General features: G+C 65.8%; 18 protein-coding genes. 6 read left to right on the forward strand and 12 right to left on the reverse strand.

Annotation, left to right across the window (positions count from 1 at the left end; genetic code table 11):
- Positions 1–82: 82 nt before the first annotated feature.
- The 4 genes from GTP44_RS14825 to hemC are packed head-to-tail and all read right to left on the reverse strand — an operon-like array spanning position 83 to position 4,239.
- Positions 83–1,279 carry a heme biosynthesis protein HemY gene (locus tag GTP44_RS14825; RefSeq protein WP_160992459.1) on the reverse strand — a complete coding sequence of 399 codons (1,197 nt, stop codon included), beginning with the start codon at positions 1,277–1,279 and terminating at the stop codon, positions 83–85.
- A 2-nt stretch (positions 1,280–1,281) separates the two neighbouring features.
- The gene (locus GTP44_RS14830; protein WP_161020032.1) at positions 1,282–2,445 is read right to left on the reverse strand and encodes a uroporphyrinogen-III C-methyltransferase; all 1,164 of its coding nucleotides are present in this window, start codon (positions 2,443–2,445) and stop codon (positions 1,282–1,284) included.
- On the reverse strand, positions 2,442–3,221 hold the full coding sequence (locus GTP44_RS14835; protein WP_161020033.1) for a uroporphyrinogen-III synthase: 780 nt from the start codon (positions 3,219–3,221) through the stop codon (positions 2,442–2,444). Before GTP44_RS14835 ends, GTP44_RS14830 begins: the two co-directional genes overlap by 4 nt.
- A gap of 7 nt (positions 3,222–3,228) precedes the next feature.
- Positions 3,229–4,239 carry a hydroxymethylbilane synthase gene (gene hemC / locus GTP44_RS14840; protein WP_161020034.1) on the reverse strand — a complete coding sequence of 337 codons (1,011 nt, stop codon included), beginning with the start codon at positions 4,237–4,239 and terminating at the stop codon, positions 3,229–3,231.
- Positions 4,240–4,408: 169 nt separating this feature from the next.
- On the opposite strand from hemC, the gene ppc reads away from it, so the two are divergent.
- On the forward strand, positions 4,409–7,246 hold the full coding sequence (ppc, locus tag GTP44_RS14845; RefSeq protein WP_161020035.1) for a phosphoenolpyruvate carboxylase: 2,838 nt from the start codon (positions 4,409–4,411) through the stop codon (positions 7,244–7,246).
- A gap of 30 nt (positions 7,247–7,276) precedes the next feature.
- On the opposite strand, the gene GTP44_RS14850 is transcribed toward ppc, so the two are convergent.
- The 3 genes from GTP44_RS14850 to rpoD all read right to left on the reverse strand — a co-directional run bounded on the left by GTP44_RS14850 (position 7,277) and on the right by rpoD (position 11,207).
- Positions 7,277–8,452 (reverse strand): PQQ-dependent sugar dehydrogenase, encoded by a 1,176-nt coding sequence (locus tag GTP44_RS14850; RefSeq protein ID WP_161020036.1) that lies wholly within the window; start codon positions 8,450–8,452, stop codon positions 7,277–7,279.
- Positions 8,449–8,664, reverse strand: a complete 216-nt coding sequence (locus GTP44_RS14855) for a GFA family protein (protein WP_161020037.1) — start codon at positions 8,662–8,664, stop codon at positions 8,449–8,451. Before GTP44_RS14855 ends, GTP44_RS14850 begins: the two co-directional genes overlap by 4 nt.
- 83 nt (positions 8,665–8,747) lie before the next feature.
- Positions 8,748–11,207 (reverse strand): RNA polymerase sigma factor RpoD, encoded by a 2,460-nt coding sequence (gene rpoD, locus GTP44_RS14860; RefSeq protein ID WP_161020038.1) that lies wholly within the window; start codon positions 11,205–11,207, stop codon positions 8,748–8,750.
- Between the two features lie 405 nt (positions 11,208–11,612).
- Here rpoD and GTP44_RS14865 point away from each other — a divergent pair, with 405 nt between their 5' ends.
- The 4 genes from GTP44_RS14865 (at position 11,613) to GTP44_RS14880 (ending at position 14,765) form a co-directional block, all read left to right on the forward strand.
- A complete protein-coding gene (locus GTP44_RS14865) occupies positions 11,613–12,092 on the forward strand; it encodes a ProQ/FINO family protein (protein ID WP_160992451.1) in 480 nt (159 codons plus the stop codon).
- A 79-nt stretch (positions 12,093–12,171) separates the two neighbouring features.
- Complete coding sequence (locus GTP44_RS14870) at positions 12,172–12,756, forward strand: 3'-5' exonuclease (RefSeq protein ID WP_161020118.1); 585 nt, start codon at positions 12,172–12,174, stop codon at positions 12,754–12,756.
- A gap of 39 nt (positions 12,757–12,795) precedes the next feature.
- Positions 12,796–13,500: a c-type cytochrome gene (locus GTP44_RS14875; RefSeq protein WP_161020039.1), complete on the forward strand. Its 705-nt coding sequence runs from the start codon at positions 12,796–12,798 to the stop codon at positions 13,498–13,500.
- Complete coding sequence (locus GTP44_RS14880; RefSeq protein WP_161020040.1) at positions 13,497–14,765, forward strand: cytochrome c; 1,269 nt, start codon at positions 13,497–13,499, stop codon at positions 14,763–14,765. The genes GTP44_RS14875 and GTP44_RS14880 overlap by 4 nt, the downstream gene beginning before the upstream one ends.
- Here the strand turns inward: GTP44_RS14880 and GTP44_RS14885 are convergent.
- Both GTP44_RS14885 and GTP44_RS14890 read right to left on the reverse strand, forming a co-directional pair.
- Entirely contained in the window at positions 14,762–15,877 is a 1,116-nt protein-coding gene (locus GTP44_RS14885; RefSeq protein WP_161020041.1) for a type IV pilus twitching motility protein PilT, read from the reverse strand. The two genes, GTP44_RS14880 and GTP44_RS14885, sit on opposite strands and share 4 nt — an antisense overlap.
- A gap of 65 nt (positions 15,878–15,942) precedes the next feature.
- Complete coding sequence (locus GTP44_RS14890) at positions 15,943–16,587, reverse strand: class I SAM-dependent rRNA methyltransferase (protein WP_160992447.1); 645 nt, start codon at positions 16,585–16,587, stop codon at positions 15,943–15,945.
- 146 nt (positions 16,588–16,733) lie between these two features.
- Between GTP44_RS14890 and GTP44_RS14895 the strand changes: the two genes are divergently transcribed.
- Entirely contained in the window at positions 16,734–17,507 is a 774-nt protein-coding gene (locus GTP44_RS14895) for a head GIN domain-containing protein (RefSeq protein WP_161020042.1), read from the forward strand.
- A 1-nt stretch (position 17,508) separates the two neighbouring features.
- On the opposite strand, the gene GTP44_RS14900 is transcribed toward GTP44_RS14895, so the two are convergent.
- The 3 genes from GTP44_RS14900 to GTP44_RS14910 are packed head-to-tail and all read right to left on the reverse strand — an operon-like array spanning position 17,509 to position 20,511.
- A complete protein-coding gene (locus GTP44_RS14900; protein ID WP_161020043.1) occupies positions 17,509–18,198 on the reverse strand; it encodes a hypothetical protein in 690 nt (229 codons plus the stop codon).
- The gene (locus tag GTP44_RS14905) at positions 18,199–18,906 is read right to left on the reverse strand and encodes an alpha/beta fold hydrolase (protein WP_161020044.1); all 708 of its coding nucleotides are present in this window, start codon (positions 18,904–18,906) and stop codon (positions 18,199–18,201) included. It lies immediately after the preceding gene.
- Positions 18,907–18,921: 15 nt separating this feature from the next.
- Positions 18,922–20,511: a methyl-accepting chemotaxis protein gene (locus tag GTP44_RS14910; protein WP_161020045.1), complete on the reverse strand. Its 1,590-nt coding sequence runs from the start codon at positions 20,509–20,511 to the stop codon at positions 18,922–18,924.
- Positions 20,512–20,550 lie beyond the last annotated feature (39 nt).

The raw sequence follows: 20,550 nt of genomic DNA on the forward strand, positions 1-20,550 counted from the left end.
GTGTCAGGTCTGACATTCGCACACGGCCTCAACTGCTCCGCAGTTGAGGCCGTGTGCGAATGTCAGACCTGACACCGTTTTTTTAGAGGATGGTGGCCAGCGCGCACTGGCGGTAGTGGTTGGCGGCGTCTTCTTCCTGGCCCAGCGCTTCGTGCAACTGCGCCAGCTTGAGGTGGGATTCGCGCACCATGCGCGAATCGGACGCGTCCGACAGCGCCTGCTCCAGGTAGCGCTGCGCTTTGCCCCACAGCTTTTGTTTCAGGCACAGGGAACCCAGCGTCAGCGCCAGTTCGGCGTCGGTCGGGCGGGTGTTGGCCCACGCTTCGCAATGCTCGATCTGCAGCAGCAACGCCGCCGAGCCGGCCGGGGCGGCGGCTTCGCGGTAGGTGCGCACCACCCGCTCGTCCCAGTCGGCGGCCAGCGATTCCTCGGCGACGCGGCGCGCTTCGTCGTGCAGGCCACGGGCGTTCAGCGCGGTCGCCGCGCGGCAGGCGATGTAGGGCTTGATGCGGTCGGCCGTCGGCACCGTCGACCATACCCGCAGTAGCGATTCGGCGTCGTGGCTGGCGTCCGACAGCAGGTCGTCGTAGGCCAGCTCGCGCAGGCGCGACGACAAGGCCGGATGCAGCGCGCGGTGCTTGTCCAGCGACCGCACCAGGCGCAGCACTTCCGGCCAGTTCTTGGCCTGCTGCTGCGCTTTGAGCGACATCTGCAACGCGTGGATGTGGCGCGTGCCGCTGGCGTTGAGTTCGCGCACCGCGTCCAGCGCCGCTTCCGGCTGGTGGTCGTCGACCAGCAGTTCGGTCATCGTCATCAGGCGCGCGGTTTTCATGGCGTTGTCGTCGACCAGCTTGTTGAGCCATTGGTCGCGGCGCGCCGCCTGGCGCATGCGGTGCGCGGCGCGGGCGCCGATCAGCGCGGCCACGCCGGCGTTCTCGCTCAGCTCGGCGGCGCGCAGCGCGGCTTTTTCGGCGTGGCCGAAGCGGCCCTCGAACAGCGCCTTCAGCGCTTCGCGCAGGCCTTTGTTGCCTTCGCGCTCGCGCTTTTGCTGACGGTACGCGGCCACCTTGACCGGCATCTTGACCGTCGCCCGGAAGGCGCGGATCACGAGGTACAGGAAGGCGAACAGCGCCACCTCCAGCACGATGAAGAAGTTGAGCGACAAGTCAACACGGTACGGCGGGTAGAACAGCACCACATTGCCAGGATTAAAGCGCGCCGTCACGGCAATACCGATGGCGGCGGCCATCAGGGCGACTAGCCAGAGAAATAAACGCATGGTTATGGCTTCGCTTTGTAGTTGCGCACGGCGTTCAGGCTGTCCGACAGCGTCGGCATCTCAATCGCCAGATTGCTGCCCTGCACTTGACGCAGCAGCACCTGCACGGTCTGGGTGGCGCGCGCGCGGGTGTCGAAATACTTGTTCAGCGCGTCCTGCGCGGCGATCAGGTCGGCGCGGAAGGCGCCCTCGTTACGCGACAGCAGCGCCATGCGCGCGTTCAGCAGGCGCAGCTTCAGGTTTTCGCGCATGAAGTAGGCTTGCGTCGGCGACATCATCAGCGCTTCCGGCGTATCCACGTTGCGCACCCGGATCAGCTGGCGCACGTCGGTCCACATCTCGGTGCTCCAGCCGGTCCAGCCGTCCTGCAGCGATTGCAGCCATGGGCTGGTGGCCGGCGCCTCGGCCTCGGCCTTGACCGGCTTGCCCAGCTTGTCGTGCGCGACCTTGGCCGGTTTGGCTTTCTTGTCCGGCGGCGCCGGCAGCGTCGGCTTTTCGTCCGACAGCATCGGCAGCGTGTCGATCTGGGCAATGGCGTTGTCCAGGCGCAGCGCGACGCCGACCGAGTCCACGCTCGGCAGCGCTTTCAGCTTGTCGGTGTCGCGCGCGATGGCGCGGCGGATGGTGATGAATTGCGGCTTGTCCGAGCGCGACAGGCTGCGGTCGGCGTTTTGCAGCGCGATCAGCGCGCCCGACACGTTGCCGGCCAGTTGCAGCTGCTGCGACGCGGTCGACAGCACTTGTTCGATCTCGGTCAGCGCCCACTCGTCGCGGTTCTTCGACAGGTCCTGGTACAGCTGCTCCAGCGCCAGTTGCTGGCTCTGCGCCTCCAGTTGCTTGCTTTCCAGCAGCGCCACCTTGGTTTGCAGTTCCTTGGTGCTCTCCTGCACGTTGCGCACCAGGTTGCCGGTGTCGGCGTTGCTCGCGTCGCCCTTCTGCAGACGGGTCGCCATTTCCTCGCGCAGCTTGGTGACGCGCGCGTGCGACGACCAGGTCTGGGCGGCCAGCATGATCACCAGCATGGCGATGCCGGCCAGCAGCACTTGCGGCTGCTGCAAGGTCTCGAGCAAGCTCTGTTCAGGCTGCGACGGCGGTGGCGCAGGCGGGGTCTCGGCGGCCTTGGCGGACGAGACGGCTGGGTCGGGTAATGTAGGCAAATCGTTCATAGGCGTGATTGTAACGCGGCCAGCAGGCGTTCGTCGCCTGATCCTGTGAGCGTCAGCTTGGAAAATCCTAAATTGGTTGCCGTCTCGGCAATTCGGGCATGTGGCACGATCAAATGCTGTTGTTGCATAGCTACAACGCTATTGTGCGGCATCGCGTCGGCTTGCTGCAAGTCCACTTTTGCCAGAAGGTGGCATAGCCCACGCAACGCCTCGGAACTGGTGATGATCCAGTCGTTGGGCTGCGCCAGCAAGGCCCGCAGCCGGTCCGCCAGCGCCGGCGTCAGCGCCGGCACCGAGCGGCGGTAGGCCGGCACCACATCGACCAGCGCGCCGGCCGCGCGCAAGCCGTCGGCCATCAACTCGCGCCCGCTTTCGCCGCGGATGATCAGCACCGGCTGGCCGTTCAGGGCCGTCAGGTCCAGCGTTTGCAGCAGGTGTTCGGAATCGCTGTGGGCGCTGTCGGCCGGGCTGATGATGCGCGGCACGCCGCGTGCCGCCAGCGCGGCGCGGCTGCCCTCGCCCACCACGGCCGCCGTCACGCCGGCCGGCCATTGCGCAATATGGGCGAAGGCGGCGTCGATGGCGTTCGGCGAGACGAAGGCCACCAGCCGGTAGTGATCGAGCCGCGCCAGCGCGGCCCGCAACGGACCTTGGTCGGGCAGCGGCGCGATCTCCAGCAACGGCAGGATTTCCACGCGACGGCCCAGCGCGGCCACACGGTCGGCCAGCGCCTGGGCTTGCGCCAGCGGACGGGTGATGACGACGGCGCCGCTCATCCGCGGATCACGCGCCCGGCGTGCCCGCGCCGGTCAGCGTGGCCGAACGGGCGTCGGCCTCGGCCTGCGCCGCTTCGCTCAGGCACGACGCCAGGATGTCCTCGGCGTCCTGGGCACGCAGCAGTTCGGCCACCTGGGCGCCCAGCGCCTCGGGCGCGGACGCGGCGCCGCGCACTTCGGCGCTGGCCACGCGCAAGCCGTCCGGCGTGGCGACCATGGCGCGCAAATGCATGGCGTCGCCGTCGACGGTGGCGAAGGCGGCCAGCGGCACCTGGCAGCTGCCGCCGAACACTTGCGACACCTTGCGCTCGGCGGTGACCGCCCGCGCGGTGGCGGTGTGATTGAGTGGCGCCAGGATGGCCATCAGGTCGAGGCCGTCGCTGCGTTCGGCGATCTCGATGGCCATCGCGCCCTGGCCGGCGGCCGGCAGGCTGGACTCGGGCGACAGCAGCGCGCGTATCCGTTGCGGCAGGCCCAGGCGTTTGAGGCCGGCGGCGGCGAGGATGATGGCGGCGTAATCGCCACGGTCCAGTTTGCCCAGGCGGGTGTCCAGGTTGCCACGCAGCGGCTTGATCACCAGATGCGGGTAGCGCGCGGCGATCAGCGCCTGGCGGCGCAGGCTGCTGGTGCCGATGACGGCGCCGGCCGGCAGCGCGTCGAGCGAGGCGTAATCGTTGGAGACGAAGGCGTCGCGCGGGTCCTCGCGCTCCAGCACGGCCGCCAGCGCGAAGCCTTCGGGCAGCGTCATCGGCACGTCCTTGAGCGAGTGCACCGCCAGGTCGGCGCGGCCCTCGGCCATGGCCACTTCCAACTCTTTGACAAACAGTCCCTTGCCGCCCACCTTGGACAGGGTGCGATCCAGAATTTGATCGCCACGGGTCGTCATTCCAAGAATTTTGACATCGCACTGGGGATATAATAATGCCAAGCGATCGCGTACGTGCTCGGCTTGCCACATGGCCAGCCGCGACTCGCGCGAGGCGATCACCAGTCTGGAGGGGGGATTCTGAGGGTCCATGGAGCCCGCTTCGGATGTTTTCAAAACCAGTTCTTTCGCTGTAGCTGACGCTTACCGGCACAAGCCAGTACCACGCGCATGTTTAAGATCACAAATTTTAGCATGCTCACTTTGCAAAACCGGGTTAAGAGCCCTTGCACCGATATTTTCACTCTTTGTGGCTTAACACATGGCAAATCAATCTAGTGCATTCAACGAAGCAACTGCTAAACAACCGGGCGCCGATAAGGATGCCCCTCTGAAAGAAGACATTCGCCTGCTCGGCCGCCTGCTGGGCGACGTGCTGCGCGACCAGGAAGGCGAGGAAGTCTACGCCGTGGTCGAAACCATCCGTCAGACCGCCGTGCGCTTCCGCCGCGAGGCCGACGCCGGCGCCGCCAAGGAACTGGACGGCATGCTGAAGATCCTGACCAAGGAACAAACCATTTCGGTGGTACGCGCCTTTTCCTACTTCTCGCACCTGGCCAATATCGCCGAAGACCAGCACCACATCCGCCGCCGCCGCGCCCACCTGCTGGCCGGCTCGGCGCCGCAGCAAGGCAGCGTCAACTACGCGCTGTGCAAGCTGAAGCAAGCCGGCGTTGCGCACCAGACCGTATCAAGCTTCTTCCAGCAAGCCTTGATCGCGCCGGTACTGACCGCCCACCCGACCGAGGTGCAACGCAAATCCATCCTCGACGCCGAACACGACATCGCGCGCCTGCTGGCCGAACGCGACCTGCCGCTGACACCAAAGGAAACCGCCGCCAACCTGCACCTGCTGCGCGCGCGCATCGCCACGCTGTGGCAGACCCGCATGCTGCGCTACACCAAGCTGACCGTGGCCGACGAAATCGAGAACGCCCTGTCCTACTACCGCATCACCTTCCTGCGCGAACTGCCGGGCTTGTACGATGACATCGAGCAGGACATCGCCCACCACTACGGCGCGCCGGCGGCCGGCCACGCGCCGATCGACGCCCCCTACGTACAGATGGGCAGCTGGATCGGCGGCGACCGCGACGGCAATCCCAACGTCAACGGCGACACCATGTCGCACGCGCTGACGCGCCAGGCCACCACCATCCTCGACTTCTATTTAGAGGAAGCGCACGCGCTGGGCGCCGAACTGTCGATCTCGACCTTGATGATCGCCTGCACGCCGGAACTGCAGGCGCTGGCCGACCAGTCGCCGGACACCTCCGACCACCGCGCCGACGAACCGTACCGCCGCGCGCTGATCGGCATCTACGCGCGCCTGGCCTCGACCGCGCGCGCGCTGGGCGCCACCAACATCCTGCGCAAGGAAGTCGGCCATGCCGAGCCGTATGCCGACGCCGCCGCGTTCTCGGCCGACCTGCAAGTGCTGATCGATTCGCTCAACGCCAACCACGGCGGCATGCTGGTGCAGCCGCGCCTGGCCACGCTGAAGCGCGCCGCCGACATCTTCGGCTTCCACCTGGCCTCGCTGGACATGCGCCAGTCGTCGGACATCCACGAGCGCGTGCTGGCCGAGCTGTTCGCCACCGCCGGCGTGCAGGCCAACTACGCCGCGCTGGACGAGGACGCCAAGGTGAAGCTGCTGCTGAGCGAGCTGTCGCAGCCGCGCCTGCTCAATTCGCCGTATGTCAGCTACTCGGCCGAGACGGTCTCGGAACTGGGCGTGCTGCGCGCCGCGCGCGAGATCCGCGCCCGCTACGGCGCGCGGGCGATCCGCAACTACATCATCTCGCACACCGAGACCGTGTCCGACCTGCTGGAAGTGCTGCTGCTGCAAAAAGAGCTGGGCCTGCTGCGCCTGGCCGCCGGTGAGGCCGGACCCGAGCTGGACCTGATGGTGATCCCGCTGTTCGAAACCATTCCCGACCTGCAACGCGCGGCCGGCATCATGGCAGCGGTGATGGCGATTCCGCTGGTCAAGCAACTGATCGCCAAGCAGGGCCAGATCCAGGAAGTGATGCTGGGCTATTCCGACTCTAACAAGGACGGCGGCTTCCTCACCTCCAACTGGGAGCTGTACAAGGCCGAGACCAACCTGGTTAAGGTGTTCGAGAAGGCCGGCGTCAAGCTACGCCTGTTCCATGGCCGCGGCGGCACCGTCGGCCGTGGCGGCGGCCCGTCGTACGACGCCATCCTGGCGCAGCCGCACGGCACCGTCAACGGCCAGATCCGCCTGACCGAACAGGGCGAAATCATCGCGTCGAAGTTCTCCAACAAGGACATCGGCCGCCGCAACCTGGAACTGCTGGTCGCCGCCACGCTGGAGGCGAGCCTGATGCCCTTGTCGGAAGACGAGGCCGACCGCAGTCAATTGCGCCAGTTCGAGGCCATCATGGCCGAGATTTCGGACCGCGCCTACCAGGCCTACCGCAACCTGGTCTATGAAACCCCGGGCTTCACCGACTACTTCTTCACCGCCACGCCGATCGCCGAGATCGCCGAGCTGAACCTGGGTTCGCGCCCGGCCTCGCGCAAATCGACCAAGCGGATCGAAGACCTGCGCGCGATTCCGTGGGGCTTCTCGTGGGGCCAGTGCCGCTTGCTGCTGCCGGGCTGGTACGGTTTCGCCAGCGCCATCGGCGGCTGGCTGGCCGACGGCGACCGCGACGAGCGGCTGGCGCAGCTGCAAGCGATGTTCAAGCACTGGCCGCTGTTCGCCACGCTGCTGTCGAATATGGACATGGTGCTGGCCAAGACCGACCTGGCGATCGCCTCGCGCTATGCCGAACTGGTGCAGGACAAGGCACTGCGCGAGCGCATCTTCAAACGCATCACCGAAGAGCACTCGGACACCATCAACATCCTGGAAAGCATCACCGGCGCCGACGAGCGCCTGGCCGGCAACCCCTTGCTGGCGCGCTCGATCCAGAATCGCTTCGCCTACCTCGATCCGCTGAACCACTTGCAGGTTGAACTGATCAAGCGCCACCGCGCGCTGTCGGCCGAGAGCAAGGCCGACGAACGCGTCCATCGCGGCATCCACCTGTCGATCAACGGCGTCGCGGCCGGCTTGCGCAACACCGGCTAATCCCCCCAACGCCCCGCTCGCCGGGGCGTTTTACTTATCGGCCTGCAGCCGCACGACGCGGCCGGTACGGTCTTCCACCAAATAGATATAGCCGTCGGCGCCTTGCTTGACATCGACCGGCGCACCCATCGCCTGCTTGTCCTTGGGGCCCCAGTCGCCGATCAGCTCATACATCTTGCCGAGCGGCGCGCCATTGCGGTCCGGCAGAATGGCGACCAGGCGGTGGCCATGCTCGCGGTAACCGTGGAAACCGATAATCAGGCTATGCTTGTAGGCGGAAAACTTGTCGCCGGTGTAGAAGGTCATGCCCAGCGGCGCGGCATGGGCCGGCAACAGCCGTTTCGGCAACGCGTACGGTTTGCAATTGGCGTGCGGATATTCGGGACTGGCGCGGTTATCGTCGTAGCAGTAAGGCCAGCCATAGTTGGCACCGCGCTGGATCAGGTTCAGCTCATCGTGCGGCAGCTCATTGTCATTCGCCAGGCCAGGCATGGCGGCCTGGATGAAATCGCGGGCATTGTCGGCCTGCCACAGGGCGCCGCTGACCGGGTGGATGGCCATCGCCTGCGAGTTGCGCAAACCGGTCGCATAGTTTTCCCAGCCGACGGCCTTCCCCTGCACCATTTTGTATTGGCGGATCACACCCAGCGCTTGCGGTCCCTCCGCCTCGGCGCATGGTTGCGTGGGCGCCGGCGCCTTGCCGTCCTTGCCTTCGCAATGATCGCTGGCGGAGCCGACATTGACGAACAAGTCGCCGCGCGCATCGAAGCGCATGGTGGTCAGCAAGTGGCGGCCGACACCGGGCAGGTCGCCAATCACGTCCTCCACCTTGTCCGGGTGGTCCGGATGGAAGCGGATGACGCGGTGAACCAATCCAACGTAGAGCATGCCATCCGGACCAAGCACAATACCATTCGGCCGGTCGAGCCGGTTTAACAGTTGGTCGCGCTGATAGCGACCATCCACCAGCTTCAGACGCCAGACGCTGCCGCGATTGGGCTCCCAGTTGCGCATGTCGACCACCACCAGGTCGCCATTCGGCAACGGCTGTATGCCACGCGGAAACTTGAAGCCGTCGGCCAGCACCGCCGCGCACATCCCGCGTGGCGTGCTGACATCCAGACGCGGGAAGCCGCCACAGGTGTCCGCCGCCGGCGTCCGCAGGGCGGCAACCGCCAACGCCAGGGCAAGCCAGCGCTTGCTCATGCGTGCGGCAGCCAGGCAGGTTTGGTGTCGGTGATCAGGTGCGCGCCCTGCTCGATGGCGAAGCCGGCGCTGGCCACGTTGGCGTATGATCCCGCAGCGGCGCCGTGCTGCTTCTGGCACATGGTGCAGTAGCAATGGCTGGCGTGAGACACCGGCAGCGCCGCCCTGTAGCGCACGCCACCACACAAACAACTTCCCTGCAGTTGATTCATCGCACCGTCCTCCTCAAAAGGATAGTAGCACGGCGAAAAAAAAGGGAGGCACCGTGCCTCCCCTCTTGTTTGCTCGCGCAAGCTTAGTTTTGTGTCAGGAACGTTTTCAGCTTGTCCGAACGCGATGGCTGGCGCAGCTTGCTCATCGCCTTGGCTTCGATCTGGCGGATACGCTCGCGGGTCACGTCGAACTGCTTGCCCACTTCTTCCAGCGTGTGGTCGTTCGACATTTCGACGCCGTAGCGCATGCGCAGCACCTTGGCCTCGCGCGGGGTCAGCGAGTCCAGCACTTCCTTGATGACGTTGCGCATCGAGGCGTGCAACGCGGCGTCCAGCGGCGCCAGCGTGGTGTTGTCTTCGATGAAGTCGCCCAGCTGCGAATCGCCGTCCTCGCCCATCGGCGTTTCCATCGAGATCGGCTCTTTGGCGATCTTCATGATTTCGCGGACTTTGTTCTCCGGCATTTCCATCTTCAGCGCCAGCGTCGCCAGGTCCGGCTCGCTGCCGGTTTCCTGCATGATCTGACGCGAGATGCGGTTCATCTTGTTGATCGTCTCGATCATGTGCACCGGCACGCGGATGGTGCGCGCCATGTCGGCGATCGAACGGGTGATGGCCTGACGGATCCACCAGGTCGCATAGGTCGAGAACTTGTAGCCGCGACGGTATTCGAACTTGTCGACCGCCTTCAGCAGGCCGATATTGCCCTCCTGGATCAGATCGAGGAATTGCAGGCCGCGGTTGATGTACTTCTTGGCGATCGAGATCACCAGACGCAAGTTGGCCACGGTCATTTCGCGCTTGGCCTGGCGGGCGCGCTTCTCGCCGGCGGCCATCTGCTTGTTGATCTTGCGCAGGTCGGCCAGCGGCAGCGCCACGCGCACCTGCAGGTCGATCATCTTGCGCTGCAGTTCCTTCACCGCCGGCACGTTACGGCCCAGCACGGTGCTGTACGGATAGCCGGCGTCGACTTCGCCGTCCACCCAGTCCAGGTCGGTCTCATTGCCCGGGAAGACCTTGATGAAGTGGGCGCGCGGCATGCCGCAGCGGTTGACGCACAGGTCCAGCACGGCGCGCTCGATCGAGCGCACTTCTTCCATCTGGCCGCGCAGCGTGTCGCACAGCTTCTCGACCACCTTGGCGGTGAAGCGGATGCCCAGCAGCTCGGCCGAAATGGCTTCCTGCGCCGCGACGTAGGCCTTGGAGCCGTAGCCGCCGCTGGCCTTGCGCATTTTCTCGAACTGGGCCGAGATGAAGGCGAACTTGTCCAGCGCGGCGATTTTCAGCTGCGCCAGTTGCTCGGTCGAGTAGCCGGCGGCGCCGCCGGCGGCGTCGCCGTCTTCTTCCTCGACGTCGTCCTCATCCTCGTCGTCCTCGTCGTCGGCGGCGGCGCTCACGGCCGGCGCCGGGGCCGATTCGTTCGGATCGACAAAGCCGTCGACCACGTCGTCGATCTTCATCTCGTCGGCGCCGATCTTGTCGGCCAGCGCCAGAATCTCGGCGATGGTGGTCGGGCAGGCGGAAATCGCCTGGATCATGTCCTTCAAGCCGCCTTCGATGCGCTTGGCGATCTCGATCTCGCCCTCGCGGGTCAGCAGCGCCACGGCGCCCATCTCACGCATGTACATGCGGACCGGGTCGGTGGTGCGGCCGAAGTCGGAGTCGACCGTCGACAGCGCCGTGGCGGCGGCCGCCTCGACCTCGTCGTCCGAGGTCACGGTGGCCACGTTGTCGCTCAGCAGCAGCGCCTCGGCATCCGGCGCGCGCTCGTAGATGGCGATACCCATGTCGTTGAAGGTGGCGATGATGCCTTCAATCGCCTCCGGATCGATGATGTTTTCCGGCAGCTGGTCATTGATCTCGGCGTAGGTCAGGAAACCGCGCTCCTTGCCCATGTTGATCAGGTTCTTGATCTGGGCGCGGCGCTTTTCCAGCTCCTCGGCGGACGCTTTCGGATCGATGCCGAGCGTGTCGATGCCCTTGGCCTTGCGCTCGCGCGCCTTCGACACCGCTTTCAGTTCGGCGCGCTCGACCGCGTTCAGCGCGGCGACTTCATCGTTTTCCGGGGTGAATTCGGACGGCTTGCGGCCGCGGCGGCCCGGCACCTTGACGCCCGGCAGCAGATAGCCCGAGGTGTCGATCGACGCCAGCGCGGCGGCGTCGGTCACCTGGTTGACCGCCGGCGCGCCGGCGATGGCGCCGGCCGGCGCCACGTCGACCTTGGCCACCTTGACCAGTTTCGACTTCGGCGCCGCCTTGACGCTCACGGCCGGCGCGTCGGCGTCCAGCGCCGTGGCGGCCGCGCTCTTGCGCGTCGCCTTGGCCACTTTGACGTCGTCATTGGCGTCGGCCACCGGCACCTCGGCTTGTGCGGCGTCGGCGGTGGCGCTCAAGCGGGTTTTCTTCTTGACTACCGTAACTTTGCTCGCTGCCTCTTCATTATCGATGACATAGGACAGAGTCGTCTTCGGCACGACCAGCGGCGCGGCGCTTGCGCGGGTGGGCTTTTTGACGGACAACGTTAAAGTTTTCGGTTTTGTCATTAAAATCTCTCAATGCGTATTCGCCAGAAATTACAAAAAAGCGGACCCCGCGCCGACCGCGAACGGTGCGCATGGGCGAAAATGTTGTAATTTAGTTGACGATTTTCTGCGGAATAAAAAAAGCCCGCTTCCAGCCACGGGCTTGTTTCTCTTTTCAGGGAAGAATGAGAAGGGCAAATGAGAAGGGCAAACGCCCTTGGTCAGACCATCCGAATCGCATCCTGTTCCAAGCTGAACCACACCTTACTGCAGTAGTGCGTCGAGCATTATACACATTTTAGGCACCCAGCGCACGCCCACGCGTCGTTTTAACCCCATCCTAAGCCTAGGCAATTCGATACAGTGGCCTAAAATGCACTGCAATCCGCTGGGCCGCATGCTATGCTGACGGTTGTTGCTTAACCTATGAAGTCGATGAACAATAGTCTTACCCCCCAGCCACCGGTAGCCGAGCCAGCCGCCGCTGCCGCCACACCGACGGCTGCCGCCCCAACCCCGCGCAGCCTGCTGAAACAACTGCAAACCCAATTCCCCGCTTTCCGCGACTTTCTGCCGCTGGCGATCGGTATCGATAAACAGCTGCTGGCCGTGATGCCGGACCTGGATCGCAAGACCATGCGCACCGCGCTGGGCATCCACACCGGCTCGCTGCGCTACCTGAAAGTCATGGAAAAGGCCAAGCTTCGCCACGATCTGGACGGCAAGCCGGGCGCGGAAGTGACCGACACCCATCGCGCCCACGCCACCCAGGTGCTGCAGGAACGCTACAAGAAGGAAGCGGAACGCAAGAAGGCCGAACGCGACGCCAAGGCGGCGGAAGAAGCCGCGCGCGTGCACGCCGACAAGCTGAACCAGCTGGCCGCGAAGTTCTCGAAAAAGGGCTGAGTTGGACCACCAGCCTGTGCCGGCAGCGGCGGCAGACCCTCTGCCGCCCTACTTCGGCATCGACCGCGCCGACGTTCACATGGTGGTCACACTGGAGCAGGCCAGCGCCGCGCGCGAGGCCCTGCTGGTGTGCGACGCCATCGGCTTCGACACCGAATCCAAGCCCACCTTCACCCGCGGCGAAACCTCGACCGGGCCGCACCTGATCCAGTTCGCCACCGACAAAAAGGCCTGGCTGCTGCAAATCGGCGACAGCCCCGAACCGCACATCCGCGCCCTGCTGCTGGCCGTGCTGGAACGCCCCTTGCCGCTGAAAATCGGCTTCGGCCTGGCGGACGACGTCAAGCGCGTGCACGCCAAGCTCGACATCCGTGCCGCCGGCGTGGTCGACATGTCGGTGGTGCTGCGCACGCCGGGTCAGCGCAACGACCTCGGCGCCAAGACGGCGGTGGCCAAGTTCTTCGGCCTCGCGCTGCAAAAATCGAAAAAGATTTCCGTCACCAACTGGGCGCTGCCGCGCCTGAGCGAAAAGCAGATTCTGTACGCCGCCGACGACGCGCAAGTAGCGTTGCGGGTCTACCGTCACTGGATCGGCCTGGGCAACACGCTGCCGCCGCTGAAACCGGTGAAGTTGCCAAAACCGCCAAAAAACGGTATATCCTAGTCACGCGGCCGCCATGCGCCGCCTTGCACAAGGAGGGGTATGCGGTTATTTCATGCATTGGGCCTTGCCGCCGCGCTGAGCGTCGCATCGATGGCGTCCGCCGCGCCGCCGGACACCCTGGAGCAGCGCATCGCCGCCTGCCTGTCCTGCCATGGCGTGAAGGAGCACGGCGACGCCTACTTCCCGCGCATCGCCGGCAAACCGGCCGGCTATCTGTACAACCAGCTGCGCAATTTCCAAAACGGCCATCGGCAATATCCAATGATGAACTACATGGTGGCGCATCTGCCCGACGCCTACCTGCGCGAGATCGCCGACTACTTCGCCGGCCAGCATCCCCCCTATGCCACCGCCACCGCCGGCAGCGGCGCCACCGCGTCGGCGGCCCAACTGGAGCGCGGCGAGGTGCTGGTGCGGCAAGGCGATGCCGGCAGGAAGATTCCCGCCTGCGTCAGCTGTCACGGCACGGCGCTGAACGGCGTGGCGCCGGCGATTCCCGGGCTGCTGGGTCTGCCCAGCGATTACATCAACGCCCAGTTCGGCAACTGGAAAAACCACAGCCGCCGTGCCGCCGCGCCCGACTGCATGGCCGACATCGCCGCCCGCCTCAGCGTGGAAGACGTCGCCGCCGTTTCCGCCTGGCTCGGCAGACAAGCGCCGGACGCCGACGCCCGCCCCGCCAGCAGCCTGCCCGCACCGTTGCCCATCCGTTGCGGCAGCGTGCCGGCCGGAGGCGCGCAATGAAGAAAATCGTTTATACCCTGCTCGCCGCTGTGTTGGTCAGCGCCGCCGCCGCGGCCGTCTGGCTGTTCTGGCAAATCGACGACATCGGCCCGCCGGCCACCCGAACCGCCACGCTGACATCGGCCGAGCGCGTCGCCCGGGGCGCCTATCTGGCCAAGGCCGGCGACTGTCTGGCCTGCCACACCACCCGCGGCGGCCAGGCCTACGCCGGCGGCCGCGCGCTGCAAACGCCGTTCGGCGCGGTGATCTCGCCCAACCTCACGTCCGACCGCGGTACCGGCATCGGCATGTGGAGCGCGGACGACTTCTGGCGTGCCCTGCACAACGGCAAATCGCGCGACGGCCGCCTGCTCTATCCGGCCTTCCCGTACACCAACTACACCCGCATCAACCGCGACGACGCCGACGCGCTGTACGCATACTTCCAGTCGGTGCCGGCGGTGAACCAGCCGAATCAACCGCACCAGCTACGCTTCCCCTACAACCTGCAAATCTCGCTGGCGGTCTGGCGCGGCCTGTACTTCAAACCCGCCGTGTTCCGCGAGGAAACCGGCCAGTCCGTCGCATGGAACCGTGGCGCCTACCTGGTGCAAGGCCTCGGTCATTGCAGCGCCTGCCATAGCGCGCGCAATCCGCTCGGCGCATCGGCGGGCGAAAGCCTGTCCGGTGGCATGATCCCGGCCCAGGGCTGGTACGCCCCCGCGTTGAACGCACGCGGCGACTGGCAACAGGCGCATCTGGCGGCACTGCTGAAAACCGGCACCTCGCCGCGCGCCACCGTGTTCGGCCCGATGGCGGAAGTGGTGCGGCAAAGCCTGCAATACCTGGACGACGGCGACATCAACGCCATCGCCGTCTACCTGAAAGCGCTGCCGCCGGCCGCGCCACCGAAGCCCTTCGAGCGCGACACCGATCCCGAGGCGACCGCCTTCCTGAAGGCCGGCGCCCGGCTGTATGAGAAACACTGTGTCGATTGCCATGGCGCCGGCGGCACCGGTCAGACGCCGGCCTACCCGCCGCTGGCAGGCAACCAGGCATTAACCATGGAAAGCGCGGTCAATCCGATCCGCATCGTGCTCAACGGCGGCTTCGCGCCCGGCACCGCGGGCAATCCGCGGCCGTACAGCATGCCGCCGTTCAGTCACGCGTTGAATGACATGGAAGTGGCGCAGGTGGTCTCCTACCTGCGCAGCGCCTGGGGCAACAACGCGCCGCCGGTCAGCGGCACCGACGTCAATCGCTACCGGGCCGTGCCGCTCGATTAGGCGACGAAGCCGATGCGGTCGGTGGTGGCGTTGCGCGCATCATCGACCGCGATCTTGCCGGCGTCGAGCAGCGCGTGCAGCGAGGTGTTCATGGTGTGGCAGCCCTCGCCCGGCTTGTCTTCCATCCAGATGCGCAGATTGGCAATCTGGCCGTTGGCGATCATCTCGGTCACTTGCGGATTGTTGGTCAGGCACTCGGTGGCCAGGTAATAGCGCTCGCCATTGACCGCCGGCAGCAGCGCCTGGCACAGCACGCCGCGCAGCGCGTGCGCCAGCGCCTGCGCCTGTGCTTCGGTGTTGCCCAGCAGGCGCAGCATCTTCTGCAAGCCCAGCTCGGTAGAGCGCGCGTGCAGCGAGGCCAGCACCAGCGGGCCCGCTTCGGCCAGCGCCAGCGCCTCCTGCGCCGTCTGCGCGTCGCGGATTTCGCCGATGACGATCACGTCCGGACGCTCGCGCAGCGCATCCAGCGCGCCGAGGTAGAAGCTCTCGACGTCGCCGTCCGCCCCCACCTCGCGCTGCGTGATCACGCACTGGCGCTGCGGAATCAGCGTCTCGACCGGATCTTCAATCGTGATGATATGGCCGGAACGGTGCTTGTTGATTTCATCGAGCATCGAGGCGATGGTGGTCGACTTGCCCTGGCAGGTGTCGCCGATGATCAGCACCAGGCCGCTGGTGAGGCGGGCGAAGTTCTGCTCATGCTTGCCCAGGCCCAGCTTGGCCAGCGGCATCGGTTCCTTCGGGAAGCGGCGGATCACGCAGCCGAGCCGCTTGCGGCCCTGGAAGCTGAAGCAGTTGGCGCGGATGCGGGCCGTGTGCAGGTCCACCGCGCGGTCGAAGGCGCGCTCCTGGATGCGTTCGGCCCAGTTCGGCTCCACCACCTCGAAGAATTCCTGCAACTCCTCGCGCGTGATCGGCGAGTCGCTCACCGCGACCAGGCCTTTCGGCTGGCGCAGCATCAGCGGGCTGTTCTGGTGAATCAGGATGTCGCTGAAAATCAGCTTGGAGTTCAGCAGGTGCAGGATCTGCTCGACGAGGGTGCCGAAGACCGGATGGTCTTCGTTCTCGATGTAGCTCAGGGTGCGAATTTGCGACGATTGATAGTGTTCCATCTCTGCTCGGATCTCCGTGGGATGCGCGGACGATTATAAGAGAAAAACTTTCAACGTCGAAACTATTAATCGCGCAAGCGGGGATATTTGAAACCGGTGCGCAGATCCATGCTGAAGCGCTGGCCCTTTTCCGTGACCAGCACATGCTCGGGCGGCTCCTCGCCGGCCAGCGCACGGTAAAACACCGGCAAGCCTTCCGATTTGCGGATCAGCTCATCGCAGCGCTCGTAGACATTCGGACAACCGGTATCGGCCAGCAGCGCTTGCACGATCGGCACTTTCCAGGCGTCGACGCCGGCCGACTGGAACTGGCAGATCAGATAGCCGGCGGTGCCGCCCCAGCTATCGACCAGCAAGCCGGGCAGACCGTCCTGATCGCCGCGAATCACCGGCACGATATCGGTCGGCGCGGCCGCGCGCACGGCGGCGGCGCGCTTGGCGACGGCGGCGCGCACGCGGCGCTTGATCATCGCGTGGTCGACCGGCTCGTCCTCCTTGTAGCTCCAGACGCGCGCGACCACCTCGGATTTCGGATTGTAGGCGGCACGCGCCAGGAACTGGCGCGCGGAGGTTTGCACGACGGCGGTGGCGCCGGGCTTGTTCTTTTCTTGCGGGCGGCCGTCCACGCGCTCGATGGCGGTGGCGTAAATCAGCAAGTCGCCGGCCAGCAGGCGTTTTTCCTTGCCTTGTTTGATGGTGATGGTAAGCATAGCCCGAATGATACCTCATGCGCGGCCTGTTCCCGGCTGGCGGCATTCTGCGCCGCGCAGAATGCACTTCGTCGCAGCACGGTTCCACTCAGCCGGGCGACGCCGTAGGATGCAGGCTCAAGCTAACCGAATTAGAGGAGAACACCATGGCCGCCCCCCGCATCCTGTCCACCCTGCTGCTGTCCGCCGGCCTGCTGGCCGCCATTTCGCCATCGCTGCCCGCGCAGGCCGGGCCGCTGAGCTGGCTCAGCGGCGGCGAGCGGGTGCAAGGTAATGGCAACATCGTCAAACAGAATCGCGATGTCGGCCATTTCCGCGCGCTGACGATAGGCATCAACGGCGATGTGGAAATCCGCTCCGGCAACACCGAGGGCGTCACCGTGGAGACCGACGACAACCTGCAGGCGATGATCGAGACGGTGGTGGAAGGCGGCACGCTGCGCATCCGCACGGTGCGCAACAATGTGCGGCTCGATACCCGCCACATGAAAGTCATCGTCAACGCGCGCGCGCTGGAGAAGATGTCGATCGGCGGCGCCGGCAACGTCAGCGCCGACAAGCTGCGCGGCGAAAAGCTGACCATCGACGTCGGCGGTTCCGGCTCGGTCAACATCGACCAGATCGATAGCGAATCGCTGGCGGTCGCGCTGGGCGGCAGTGGCAACTTCAAGGCCGCCGGCAACGTCGAGCGCCTGCAAGTGTCGATCGGCGGCTCGGGCCGCGTCCAGGCCGGCCAGCTGCAAAGCCGCGACGCCGTGGTCAGCATCGGCGGCTCCGGCCAGGCGACCGTGTGGACCAAGAAAACGCTGAGCGTCAGCGTGGCCGGCTCGGGCGACATCAACTACTACGGCGATCCGCAGATCAGCAAGAGCATCATGGGCTCCGGCACCATCAAGCGCCTGGGTGGCGCGCCGATGTAAGCTAGAACCGGGTGGGGCAGTCCGACAGGGTGGGCTGCCCGCTACCGGCCCAGCCGGATTTCGGCGCGCTGTTGAAGGCGATGCTGCCGGTGTCCGGGTAGAACAGGCAATATTCCCCCGTCGCCGTGATCACGCGGTAGATGCGCTTGGGATCATTGGGCGCGCTGAACAGCTCGATTCGCGCCTGCTCGAACCACTTCGGTTTGACCGCGGCGCCGGCGGCCGCGATGCCGCGTGCGAGACGCGCGTTCGGCGAGCCAGGCGGCGGGGTCAGCGCTTGAGGATGCTCGGCGCGCAGTTGGCGGTCGATCGCGGCGACATCTTTCAATGCCTGGCGCACCAGGTCGGGCGGCAGCGACTTGGCCGGCGCCGGCTCGGCCAGCAGTGCCTGGACTTCCGGCGTGTCGGCTGACGCCGCCGGGACCGGCACCGTTGGGGCCGGCGCGGCGGCATCGGGCGGCGGCGCCGCGCGCGTCCTCGGTGGCGGCGCCATCGCGGGCACGGGAACGCGCCGCGCCTGCACCACGGCCGGCGGCGACGGCGTCAATTTCACTGTCGGCTGCCAAAGTTGCAGCCAGATGCGATCATCGCGGACCAGCGGCTGATGCACCGGCCGCAGCGCCAGCCAGAGCAGCGCCAGATGCAACAACAGCACCAGCGCCACGCCGGGTGCTACCGGCCTGGTGCGCATTTACGGTTTGAGCCGGTCGAGCAACTGCGTGATGGCGGCGGTGATGGCCGCCGGCTCGGCCTGCCGTACCTCGATCACCGGCAGTTCGCCGAACGGCTTGCGGGCGGTGCGCAGTTGGTTGGCGCTGGTGTCCAGGCTGTCCAGCTCGGACGCGCGGGCGCGCCAGTAGGCGGGCTGGCGTGCCAGCGCCGTGTCGAGCTGCGCGCCGCGGTCGACGGGCAAGGCGTCTTCGTGCATCGGCTGCACCAGCACCAATCCGACCACAGTCGCGGCCACTGTCGCGCCGGCGTTGCGCGAGCGTAGCGCGAGGTGCTGCGACACCATCGCGCCATAGCCGGCGCCGACCAGCACGAATGGCGCTTCCAGGCCGGCGTTCTTGATCAGAAAATTCAGGTCCTTGCTGGCGTTGGCAACCGTCGCGGCGCGGAGGATGGGATCGCTGGCGCCGAGGCCGCCACGATCATAGACACAGGCGCGGGCGCGCTGGGCTACCGCCGGCAGCACCGCCGACCAGTCCCAGCCGGCGCGCCCCAGATCGGCCTCGAACAGCGCGGTCGGCGATCCTTTGCCGGTGCAATACAGATTGAGTTTGTGGCCGCCGACATCGACTTTCATCTGGGCGCCGGCCAGCGCGTTCTGGCCGGCCGGCGGCGCGGCGTGGACGCTGGCGGCGGCCAGCAGAAACATGGAGGAGATGATTTTTCGCATCCCGCCATCTTACCCTTATTGCAATGCTACTGGGTAAGTTCTCGGGGCCGAGGCGGACGGCGCAAGTTTAAACACGCTCATCATTTCGCTCAGGCCGCTGGCTTGCGCCTGCATCGCTTCGGCGGCGGCGGCGGCTTCTTCGACCAGCGCGGCGTTCTGCTGGGTCGCGTGGTCCATCTGGGTGATGGCCTGGTTGACCTGCTCGATGCCGATGCTCTGCTCCTGGCTGGCGGCGGTGATCTCGCTCATGATGTCGGCCACGCGGGTGATGCTGGCGACAATCTCGCCCATCGTCGTCCCCGCCTGGTCCACCAGCCGCGTGCCGGCCTCAACCTGCACCACCGAATCGCCGATCAAGCTCTTGATGTCCTTGGCGGCGGCGGCCGAGCGCTGCGCCAGCGTGCGGACTTCCGACGCCACCACGGCGAAGCCGCGCCCTTGTTCGCCGGCGCGCGCCGCTTCCACCGCGGCATTCAAGGCCAGGATGTTGGTCTGGAACGCGATGCCGTCAATCACCGCGATGATGTCGACAATCTTCTTCGACGACGCGTTGATCGAGGCCATGGTATCGACCACCTGCCCCACCACGTCGCCCCCCTTGACGGCGATGCTGGACGCCGACAGCGCCAGCGTGTTGGCCTGGCGCGCGTTGTCGGCATTCTGCTTGACGGTCGAGGTCAGCTCTTCCATCGACGATGCGGTCTCTTCCAGCGAGCTGGCCTGCTGCTCGGTGCGCGAGGACAGGTCCTGGTTGCCGGCGGCGATCTGCGTCGACGCGGTGGCGATGGTGTCGGTACTGCCCCGCACCTGGCCGACCAGACGCTGCAGACTGCCATTCATGTGCTTCAGCGCTTCCATCAACTGGCCGGTTTCATCCGCCGAAGTGACCGGCACCTCGGCGGTCAAGTCGCCATCGGCCACCTGGCGGGCAACCGCCACCGCGCGGCGCAATGGTTCCCCGACGATGCGCGCCAGCCACAGCGCCATCAGCGCGCCGATCACGATATCCAGCGCCAGCACGCCAATCACCACGTTGCGCGCCGACAGGTAGGTTTGCTCGGCATTCTTGCCGGCGGTGTCGCCGCTGTCCTGCGTGAACTGGGCGATCTTGTCGAGCACATCGGCCTGCTGGTTCATCAGGTCGAACGAGTGGCCGGTCGCCAGCGCCACGGCGTCGTCGCGACGGCCCTGCCGCGCCATCTCGGAAATCTTGCGGCGCTCGATGGAATATTCACCACGCACGCGCACGAACTGTTCCAGCAGCTGGTGTTCCTCCGGCGACGCAACCGTCTCCTTGTACTGGCCCTGCAGCTTGCCGACCTTGTTCAGCATGCGGTCAATCAGTTTGTCGTAGCGGGCCAGGTGCTCGGGCTTATCGCTCAGCAGTTGCTCCATCTCGTAGCGGCGCTTGGTGTTGACGGCGGCCTTCAGCGCCAGGATGTAGCGCATGCTCGGCAACGATTGCTCCGACAGCTTCTGCGAGGCGACGTTCATCCGCGACATGCTGCTGATGGTGGTGACGCCGAGGATCGACGTCAACAGCAGCATCACGCCGAACGACAGGATCAGTTTTTTGGCGATATTCAGATCGTAAAACCACTTCATGATGATTCCTTTCAATGGGATTGCCACGCCGCCGATGCC

Origin of the sequence: Duganella lactea (genome assembly GCF_009857505.1) — a bacterium.
Taxonomy (GTDB): domain Bacteria; phylum Pseudomonadota; class Gammaproteobacteria; order Burkholderiales; family Burkholderiaceae_D; genus Rugamonas; species Rugamonas lactea.

What these genes read in the sequence shown, in the direction of transcription:
- GTP44_RS14825 (WP_160992459.1), bottom strand. Translation starts at nt 1,279, where the DNA reads ATGCGTTTATTTCTCTGGCTAGTCGCCCTGATGGCCGCCGCCATCGGT.
- GTP44_RS14830 (WP_161020032.1), bottom strand. Translation starts at nt 2,445, where the DNA reads ATGAACGATTTGCCTACATTACCCGACCCAGCCGTCTCGTCCGCCAAG.
- GTP44_RS14835 (WP_161020033.1), bottom strand. Translation starts at nt 3,221, where the DNA reads ATGAGCGGCGCCGTCGTCATCACCCGTCCGCTGGCGCAAGCCCAGGCG.
- hemC (WP_161020034.1), bottom strand. Translation starts at nt 4,239, where the DNA reads ATGGACCCTCAGAATCCCCCCTCCAGACTGGTGATCGCCTCGCGCGAG.
- ppc (WP_161020035.1), top strand. Translation starts at nt 4,409, where the DNA reads ATGGCAAATCAATCTAGTGCATTCAACGAAGCAACTGCTAAACAACCG.
- GTP44_RS14850 (WP_161020036.1), bottom strand. Translation starts at nt 8,452, where the DNA reads ATGAGCAAGCGCTGGCTTGCCCTGGCGTTGGCGGTTGCCGCCCTGCGG.
- GTP44_RS14855 (WP_161020037.1), bottom strand. Translation starts at nt 8,664, where the DNA reads ATGAATCAACTGCAGGGAAGTTGTTTGTGTGGTGGCGTGCGCTACAGG.
- rpoD (WP_161020038.1), bottom strand. Translation starts at nt 11,207, where the DNA reads ATGACAAAACCGAAAACTTTAACGTTGTCCGTCAAAAAGCCCACCCGC.
- GTP44_RS14865 (WP_160992451.1), top strand. Translation starts at nt 11,613, where the DNA reads ATGAAGTCGATGAACAATAGTCTTACCCCCCAGCCACCGGTAGCCGAG.
- GTP44_RS14870 (WP_161020118.1), top strand. Translation starts at nt 12,172, where the DNA reads ATGGTGGTCACACTGGAGCAGGCCAGCGCCGCGCGCGAGGCCCTGCTG.
- GTP44_RS14875 (WP_161020039.1), top strand. Translation starts at nt 12,796, where the DNA reads ATGCGGTTATTTCATGCATTGGGCCTTGCCGCCGCGCTGAGCGTCGCA.
- GTP44_RS14880 (WP_161020040.1), top strand. Translation starts at nt 13,497, where the DNA reads ATGAAGAAAATCGTTTATACCCTGCTCGCCGCTGTGTTGGTCAGCGCC.
- GTP44_RS14885 (WP_161020041.1), bottom strand. Translation starts at nt 15,877, where the DNA reads ATGGAACACTATCAATCGTCGCAAATTCGCACCCTGAGCTACATCGAG.
- GTP44_RS14890 (WP_160992447.1), bottom strand. Translation starts at nt 16,587, where the DNA reads ATGCTTACCATCACCATCAAACAAGGCAAGGAAAAACGCCTGCTGGCC.
- GTP44_RS14895 (WP_161020042.1), top strand. Translation starts at nt 16,734, where the DNA reads ATGGCCGCCCCCCGCATCCTGTCCACCCTGCTGCTGTCCGCCGGCCTG.
- GTP44_RS14900 (WP_161020043.1), bottom strand. Translation starts at nt 18,198, where the DNA reads ATGCGCACCAGGCCGGTAGCACCCGGCGTGGCGCTGGTGCTGTTGTTG.
- GTP44_RS14905 (WP_161020044.1), bottom strand. Translation starts at nt 18,906, where the DNA reads ATGCGAAAAATCATCTCCTCCATGTTTCTGCTGGCCGCCGCCAGCGTC.
- GTP44_RS14910 (WP_161020045.1), bottom strand. Translation starts at nt 20,511, where the DNA reads ATGAAGTGGTTTTACGATCTGAATATCGCCAAAAAACTGATCCTGTCG.